Annotated in this window: 5 protein-coding genes; 3 read left to right on the top strand and 2 right to left on the bottom strand. The window is 62.9% G+C overall.

The genetic code is table 11. The annotated features are described in order from the left end of the window. Window positions 1–258: 258 nt before the first annotated feature. Window positions 259–810, bottom strand: a complete 552-nt coding sequence (locus E5W87_RS01485; RefSeq protein WP_292393282.1) for a hypothetical protein — start codon at window positions 808–810, stop codon at window positions 259–261. Between the two features lie 150 nt (window positions 811–960). Here E5W87_RS01485 and trmFO point away from each other — a divergent pair, with 150 nt between their 5' ends. Further along, entirely contained in the window at window positions 961–2,370 is a 1,410-nt protein-coding gene (gene trmFO / locus E5W87_RS01480; RefSeq protein WP_292393279.1) for a methylenetetrahydrofolate--tRNA-(uracil(54)-C(5))-methyltransferase (FADH(2)-oxidizing) TrmFO, read from the top strand. A 118-nt stretch (window positions 2,371–2,488) separates the two neighbouring features. Here trmFO and E5W87_RS01475 read toward each other — a convergent pair whose 3' ends face one another. After that, window positions 2,489–2,734: a DUF1127 domain-containing protein gene (locus E5W87_RS01475; protein WP_292393277.1), complete on the bottom strand. Its 246-nt coding sequence runs from the start codon at window positions 2,732–2,734 to the stop codon at window positions 2,489–2,491. A 94-nt stretch (window positions 2,735–2,828) separates the two neighbouring features. Here E5W87_RS01475 and E5W87_RS01470 point away from each other — a divergent pair, with 94 nt between their 5' ends. Together E5W87_RS01470 and purL are read left to right on the top strand one after the other, a co-directional pair. Then, window positions 2,829–4,241 (top strand): PLP-dependent aminotransferase family protein, encoded by a 1,413-nt coding sequence (locus E5W87_RS01470; protein ID WP_292393275.1) that lies wholly within the window; start codon window positions 2,829–2,831, stop codon window positions 4,239–4,241. 148 nt (window positions 4,242–4,389) lie between these two features. After that, window positions 4,390–6,630, top strand: a complete 2,241-nt coding sequence (gene purL / locus E5W87_RS01465; protein ID WP_292393273.1) for a phosphoribosylformylglycinamidine synthase subunit PurL — start codon at window positions 4,390–4,392, stop codon at window positions 6,628–6,630. Window positions 6,631–6,708: the final 78 nt, after the last annotated feature.

Below are 6,708 nucleotides of genomic sequence, written 5' to 3'. Positions count from 1 at the left end.
CCCGCGGCGGGCGCTGTTTAAAAGGACGAAACGAGTTTCGTCCTGGGGTTTCGCCCCCCTCATCAGGCGAAAGGAATTTCGTCAAAGCCGACCTCCTCCCCGGCGATGACGAATACGGTCGATCTTCACCTCCTCCCGAGGATCGGCCAGCAAAACGACACCCGCCGGACCTCCTCCCCCGGCGGGTGTTGTTGTTTTCAGGGTCAGGCACTCTGAGGGGGATTTTGGGAGAGCCGTTTTGGCGGGACGTCCCTGTCGTCAGTCCAGCGCACCGCTTTCCAGCACGCCCCGTTTCTTCCACTGGCTCAGCGGAAAAATGTCCGGCGCGCCGCCCATCGCCGCATACCAGGAATCCACCACCCATTCGGTGCCCCGGCGGTCGCTGATCACCGCCGTCCAATGGGGATAGCGCCCATCGACAAACAGGCCTCGCGAGGCATTGTCCTCGACCTGGTGAAACCTGAGCAATTTTCGCTCGGCAAGGTAGACCAGCAGCGCATGCGTATTGGTCGCTTCGTCGACACAATCCATCTGGCCCCCGATGCGCGATGCACCGAATTCCGACTGCGGCAGATCGCGAACGCCGATGGCCCGGAAAATGCGCTGCTCGAAATAGCGGACAGCTTTCTTAACAGCGGAACGCTCGGCTTGGGGCGAACCCGCGCCCGCACGCAGGATGGAGCGGAAACGCGCGCCGTCGCCGGGGCCAAGCGCCAGCATCGTGCGATAGTTGCAGCTGTAGCCGTGGCATATGGGGATCCGCTTGGAGGCCGTCGCGGCCAGTTCGCCGGCGGCCGCTGATCCGCCCATGGCGATCACGACTGTCAGAAAGGTCGCTCTGGCAAATATCCCGAGGCTCCCGTCCATTCTCCAACAGTAGACGATTGCAGCACTTGGCGCCAACAGCGCGGCGACCTCGGGCGATTGCAATCGCAGCTACAAGCGACTATTTCGGCGCTCATGAACAAGAACCCCATTCACGTCATCGGCGGCGGCCTCGCCGGCTCCGAAGCCGCTTGGCAGGCGGCCGAAGCCGGCGTTCCCGTCGTCCTGCATGAAATGCGTCCCGTGCGCGGCACCGATGCGCACAAGACGGATGGGCTGGCCGAGCTCGTCTGTTCCAATTCCTTCCGTTCCGACGATGCGCAAACCAACGCCGTCGGCCTGCTGCACGCCGAAATGCGGCTGGCCGGTTCGCTGATCATGAGCGCTGGCGATGCCCACCAGGTGCCGGCCGGCGGCGCGCTTGCCGTCGACCGCGACGGGTTTTCGCAAGCGGTGACCAACAAGCTCGAAGCGCACCCGCTCATCACCATCCAGCGCGAGGAAGTGCCCGGTCTGCCGCCTGCGGACTGGGACCAGGCGATTATCGCCACCGGCCCGTTGACCGCACCTGGGCTCGCCCAATCGATCGCCGAAGTGACCGGCGCCGATGCGCTCGCCTTCTTCGATGCTATCGCACCGATCGTCCATTTCGACACGATCGACATGGACATTTGCTGGTTCCAGTCACGCTACGACAAGGTCGGGCCCGGCGGCACCGGCAAGGATTACATCAACTGCCCGATGGACAAGGAGCAGTACTTTGCTTTCGTGCAGGCGCTTGTCGATGGCCAGAAAACCGAATTCAAGCAATGGGAAGGCACGCCCTATTTCGACGGCTGCCTGCCGATCGAGATCATGGCCGAGCGCGGCGTCGAGACACTGCGCCATGGGCCGATGAAGCCGATGGGGCTGACCAATGCGCACAATCCATCGGTGAAGGCCTATGCCGTCGTGCAGCTTCGCCAGGACAATGCGTTGGGCACGCTCTACAACATGGTCGGCTTCCAGACCAAGCTGAAGCACGCCGAGCAGGTGCGCGTGTTCCGCACCATCCCGGGGCTCGAAAACGCCGACTTCGCCCGCCTCGGCGGCCTGCACCGCAACACCTATATCAATTCGCCGACGCTGCTTGACCATTCGCTGCAGTTGAAATCGCGGCCCGGCCTGCGCTTTGCCGGCCAGATCACCGGCTGCGAGGGCTATGTCGAAAGTGCCGCCATCGGCCTGCTTGCCGGGCGCTTTGCCGCCGCCGAGCGGCTGGGCCACGCGCCGGCGCTGCCGCCGATGACCACAGCCTTTGGCGCGCTGCTCAACCATATCACCGGCGGTCATATCGTTTCCGACGACGAACCGGGAAAGCGCTCCTTCCAGCCGATGAATGTCAATTTCGGCCTGTTCCCTCCGGTGGAAGCACCGAAATCCGAGGGAAAGCGCCTGCGCGGCAAGGACAAGACCGTCGCCAAACGGCGTGCAGTGACGTCGCGCGCGCTGGCCGACTGCCGCGAATGGCTGCGGCTACCTTCTCGGGCGGAAGCAGCGGAGTAGCGAGCTTTTCGGTTTGATTGAGCCGAGCAAACAGTGGGATTTTATCCTGCTTTATGCCGCATGGGAGCAATTCCATGGAATCCGCCGAGAAACTTTCCGTCACCGTGACGACGCATTCTCAGTCCCAGAACGGCCGCAAACCCTCACGGTGGGCATCGGAGCGGGAGATGCCTATGTCCTTGAGCTGATCGTCCGTCATCTCCAGCAGTACCAGCCGGCTCCGCCGACGATCGACCATGGTGCCGATCCACATGAAAAGCGATCTGACCACGCGGACGAGACGATTGACATAGGTCCTCCGACCTGATGGCCGCGCAGTCCGTAACTCAGCTTCTGCATAGTGAGTTGTGTCGATTGTATCCATTGTTTTCCGCCAATATCTGCGATTGTACCCTTTTTTTGCCAGACGTTTCATATGTATTGACTCATATTCCGGCGCAATATAGAAAATTGTTACCATGACAAGTTGGCTTCCAGATCTCACCACAGGCACCGGCCCGCTCTATCAGCGGTTGGCGGATTCCATTGAAACGGACATCGATCGGGGCGTGATCGATGCAGGGACAAAACTGCCGCCGCAACGGGATCTGGCATACGATATCGGCACGACCGTCGGCACTGTCGGCAGGGCTTACCAGCTGCTGCGGGAACGCGGACTGGTCAGCGGCGAAGTTGGGCGCGGGACCTATGTCCTGACGCAGCGCCCGGATGTCGCGAAGCCGGATTTCCTGGAACCCGTCGAGCAAGGCACGCGCTACTTCGATGCGCCTCGCGACAAACTGCGCCTCGACAGCACGGCCGCGCCCGACATTGGCCAGGGCGCCATTGTCGCCGATATGCTTTCGCGCACAACGCAGGACTACCCTCACGAGATTTCAAGCTACACGCGCGATTTCCCGGACCGCTGGTTTGAGGCCGGCAGAAGCTGGCTGTCGCGCAATTCCTTTCGCCCGACCGCGGATACCATCGTTCCGACGCTCGGCACCCATGCCGCGGTGATGGCAGCAATTGCAGGGCTCACCACTCCCGGCGACTATGTTGTCTTCGAGCACCTCACCTACTCGCAGATTTCCCGCAGCGCCGGCCTGATCGGGCGCCGGACCGCATTGGTGGCGGCGGACGACGAAGGCATCGATCCCGATGATTTCGAGCGCGTCTGTGCGCAAAAACATCCGAAAATAATGTTCCTGATGCCGACGGCCAAGAACCCGACATTGGTGACGCTGTCGGCAACGCGCCGCGAGGCCATCGCGCGCGTCGCCCGTCAATACAATGTCGTCCTGATTGAGGATGATCTCTATGGCGGCATGACAGACGACCCAACACCGTTGCTCGCCGAATATGCGCCGGAACGGACAATCGTTGCCGGCGGCCTGTCGAAATCGGTCGCGGCGGGTGTTCGTAGCGGCTGGCTAGCCTGCCCGCCGGCCTATCGCCACCGCATCAGGGTCGCCCACAAGATGATGACCGGCGGCCTCGCCTTCCTGCTGGCAGAGGTGGGCAGCCGGCTGGTGCTGTCCGGCCGGGCCAGCGAGATGCGCAAACGCAGCATTGCCGAAATCAGCGCGCGCATAGGGATCGTTCGCGAGACACTCGACGGCTTCGACTTCAAGGCGTTGGATAACGTGCCCTTCGTTTGGCTCACTTTGCCCGATCCATGGCTTTCCGGCACCTTCAAGCAAGCCTGCCTCGAGCATGGCGTGCTGATCGACGATGAGGACGAGTTCAAGGCGGGGCGCTCCGAACAGGTTTTCCATGGCGTCCGCTTTGGCGTGTCACAGCCCGAACGGCGAGAGGACTTAGCGCATGGTCTCGCGGTGATCAGGCGGCTTCTCGACGAGGGCCGTGCCGGCTACGACAGCTTCTCCTGAACCGGCTTGAAACCGGCGGGTCGAGTGGCGATCTTTCGCTACTTGCTGCCCCTGTGGCTATTCATCGTTTTCGTCGCTTGGTGGGGTGTATCGGCTGCAAAGCTTGCGATAAGACGGGACTCGATCCCAAGGATATAAATTGCCGCCCATGACCATTTCCAATTCCGCCCCGATCACTCCGGAACTTATTGCCGCGCACGGGCTGAAGCCCGACGAATATCAGCGCATCCTCGACCTGGTCGGTCGCGAACCGAGCTTCACCGAGCTTGGCATCTTCTCGGCGATGTGGAACGAGCACTGCTCCTACAAATCCTCGAAGAAGTGGCTGCGCACGCTGCCCACCACCGGGCCGCAGGTCATCCAGGGTCCGGGCGAGAATGCCGGCGTGGTCGATATCGGCGACGGCGACTGCGTCGTCTTCAAGATGGAGAGCCACAACCACCCCTCCTATATCGAGCCCTATCAGGGGGCGGCGACCGGTGTCGGCGGCATCCTGCGCGATGTCTTCACCATGGGCGCGCGACCGATCGCGGCGATGAACGCGCTGCGCTTCGGTGCGCCGGACCATCCCAAGACCAAACATCTGGTTGCCGGTGTCGTTTCCGGCGTTGGCGGCTACGGCAATTCCTTCGGCGTGCCGACGGTCGGCGGCGAGGTCAATTTCGACGCGCGCTACAATGGCAATATCCTGGTCAACGCCTTCGCGGCGGGGCTCGCCAAGACCGATGCCATCTTCCTGTCGGAAGCCAAGGGCGTCGGCCTGCCGGTCGTCTATCTCGGCGCCAAGACCGGCCGCGATGGTGTCGGCGGCGCGACCATGGCCTCGGCCGAGTTCGACGACAAGATCGACGAGAAGCGGCCCACCGTCCAGGTCGGCGACCCCTTCACCGAAAAATGCCTGCTCGAAGCCTGCCTCGAGCTGATGGCGTCCGGCGCCGTCATCGCCATCCAGGACATGGGTGCCGCCGGCCTCACCTGCTCGGCGGTGGAGATGGGCGCCAAGGGCGACCTCGGCATCGAGCTCGACCTCGACAAGGTGCCGGTGCGCGAGGAGCGCATGAGCGCCTACGAAATGATGCTGTCGGAGAGCCAGGAGCGCATGCTGATGGTGCTGCGCCCCGAAAAGGAAAAAGAGGCCGAGGCGATCTTCCACAAATGGGGCCTCGACTTCGCCATCGTCGGCAAGACCACCGACGATCTGCGCTTTCGCGTGCTGCACCAGGGCGACGAGGTCGCCAATCTGCCGATCAAGGACCTTGGCGACCAGGCGCCGGAATATGACCGTCCGTGGACCGAGCCGAAGAAGCCGGCGCCCCTGGCGGCCAGCGATGCACCTCAAGCGGACGTCCCCGAGGCGCTGCTGAAACTGCTTGGCGGACCCGACCTGTCATCGCGCCGCTGGGTATGGGAGCAATACGACACGTTGATCCAGGGCAATTCGCTGCAACTTCCGGGCGGCGATGCGGGCGTGGTGCGCGTTGAAGGTCATCCGACCAAGGCGCTCGCCTTCTCCTCCGACGTGACGCCGCGCTATTGCGAGGCCGACCCTTACGAGGGTGGCAAGCAGGCGGTAGCCGAATGCTGGCGCAACCTTACCGCCACCGGCGCCCTGCCGCTTGCCGCGACCGACAACCTGAATTTCGGCAATCCGGAACGGCCCGAGATCATGGGCCAACTGGTCGGCGCCGTGAAAGGCATCGGCGACGCCTGCCGCGCGCTCGGCTTTCCGATCGTCTCCGGCAATGTCTCGCTCTACAACGAAACCAACGGGCAAGGCATCTTGCCAACGCCGACCATCGGCGGCGTCGGACTGATCGCCGACTGGTCCAAAATGACGCGGATCGGCTTTGCCGCCGAGGGTCAGATGATCCTGCTGGTCGGCGCGCCGTCCATGTGGGGAACGCATCTCGCCCAGTCGGCCTATATGCGCGACATTCATGGCCGCACCGACGGCCCGCCACCGCCGGTCGATCTCGACCATGAAAAACGCGTCGGCGACCATGTGCGCGCCCTGATTGCGTCCGGCGTCGTTACATCAGCACATGATGTCTCCGATGGCGGCATTGCGGTCGCGCTGGCTGAGATGGCGATGGCGTCCGGCATCGGCGCGACCGTCCCGGGCCTGGTCGGGACCGATCCGATCCCGGTCTGGTTCGGCGAGGATCAGGGCCGCTACCTCTTGGCGCTGTCGATCGATCCGCAGAGCAAGGAATGGGACGCCATTCGCGAACAGCAGAGCAAGCTCGGTATCTTCGCGCCGTGGATCGGCTCGACCGGCGGCGGTGAATTGAAACTCGGCGCGGCGCGGGCGATCCCTGTCGTCGAATTGACCGCTGCCCACGAATCCTGGTTTCCTCGCTTCATGGCAAATGAGGTCGTGGACCCGTGATATGATCGAGTGGGGCTGTTTCGGCTTGGTTCATCCGCCATTTCGATCATATCTATGAGATCACGACCTGAACAAGGA

It is taken from the genome of Mesorhizobium sp. (assembly GCF_004962925.1).
Taxonomy (GTDB): Bacteria; Pseudomonadota; Alphaproteobacteria; order Rhizobiales; family Rhizobiaceae; genus Mesorhizobium.
The sequence above is the reverse complement of the archived record's forward strand: the minus strand, read 5'-3'. Positions and strand labels throughout refer to the sequence as shown.

What these genes read in the sequence shown, in the direction of transcription:
- E5W87_RS01475 (WP_292393277.1), bottom strand. Translation starts at nt 2,734, where the DNA reads ATGGATACAATCGACACAACTCACTATGCAGAAGCTGAGTTACGGACT.
- E5W87_RS01470 (WP_292393275.1), top strand. Translation starts at nt 2,829, where the DNA reads ATGACAAGTTGGCTTCCAGATCTCACCACAGGCACCGGCCCGCTCTAT.
- trmFO (WP_292393279.1), top strand. Translation starts at nt 961, where the DNA reads ATGAACAAGAACCCCATTCACGTCATCGGCGGCGGCCTCGCCGGCTCC.
- E5W87_RS01485 (WP_292393282.1), bottom strand. Translation starts at nt 810, where the DNA reads ATGGGCGGATCAGCGGCCGCCGGCGAACTGGCCGCGACGGCCTCCAAG.
- purL (WP_292393273.1), top strand. Translation starts at nt 4,390, where the DNA reads ATGACCATTTCCAATTCCGCCCCGATCACTCCGGAACTTATTGCCGCG.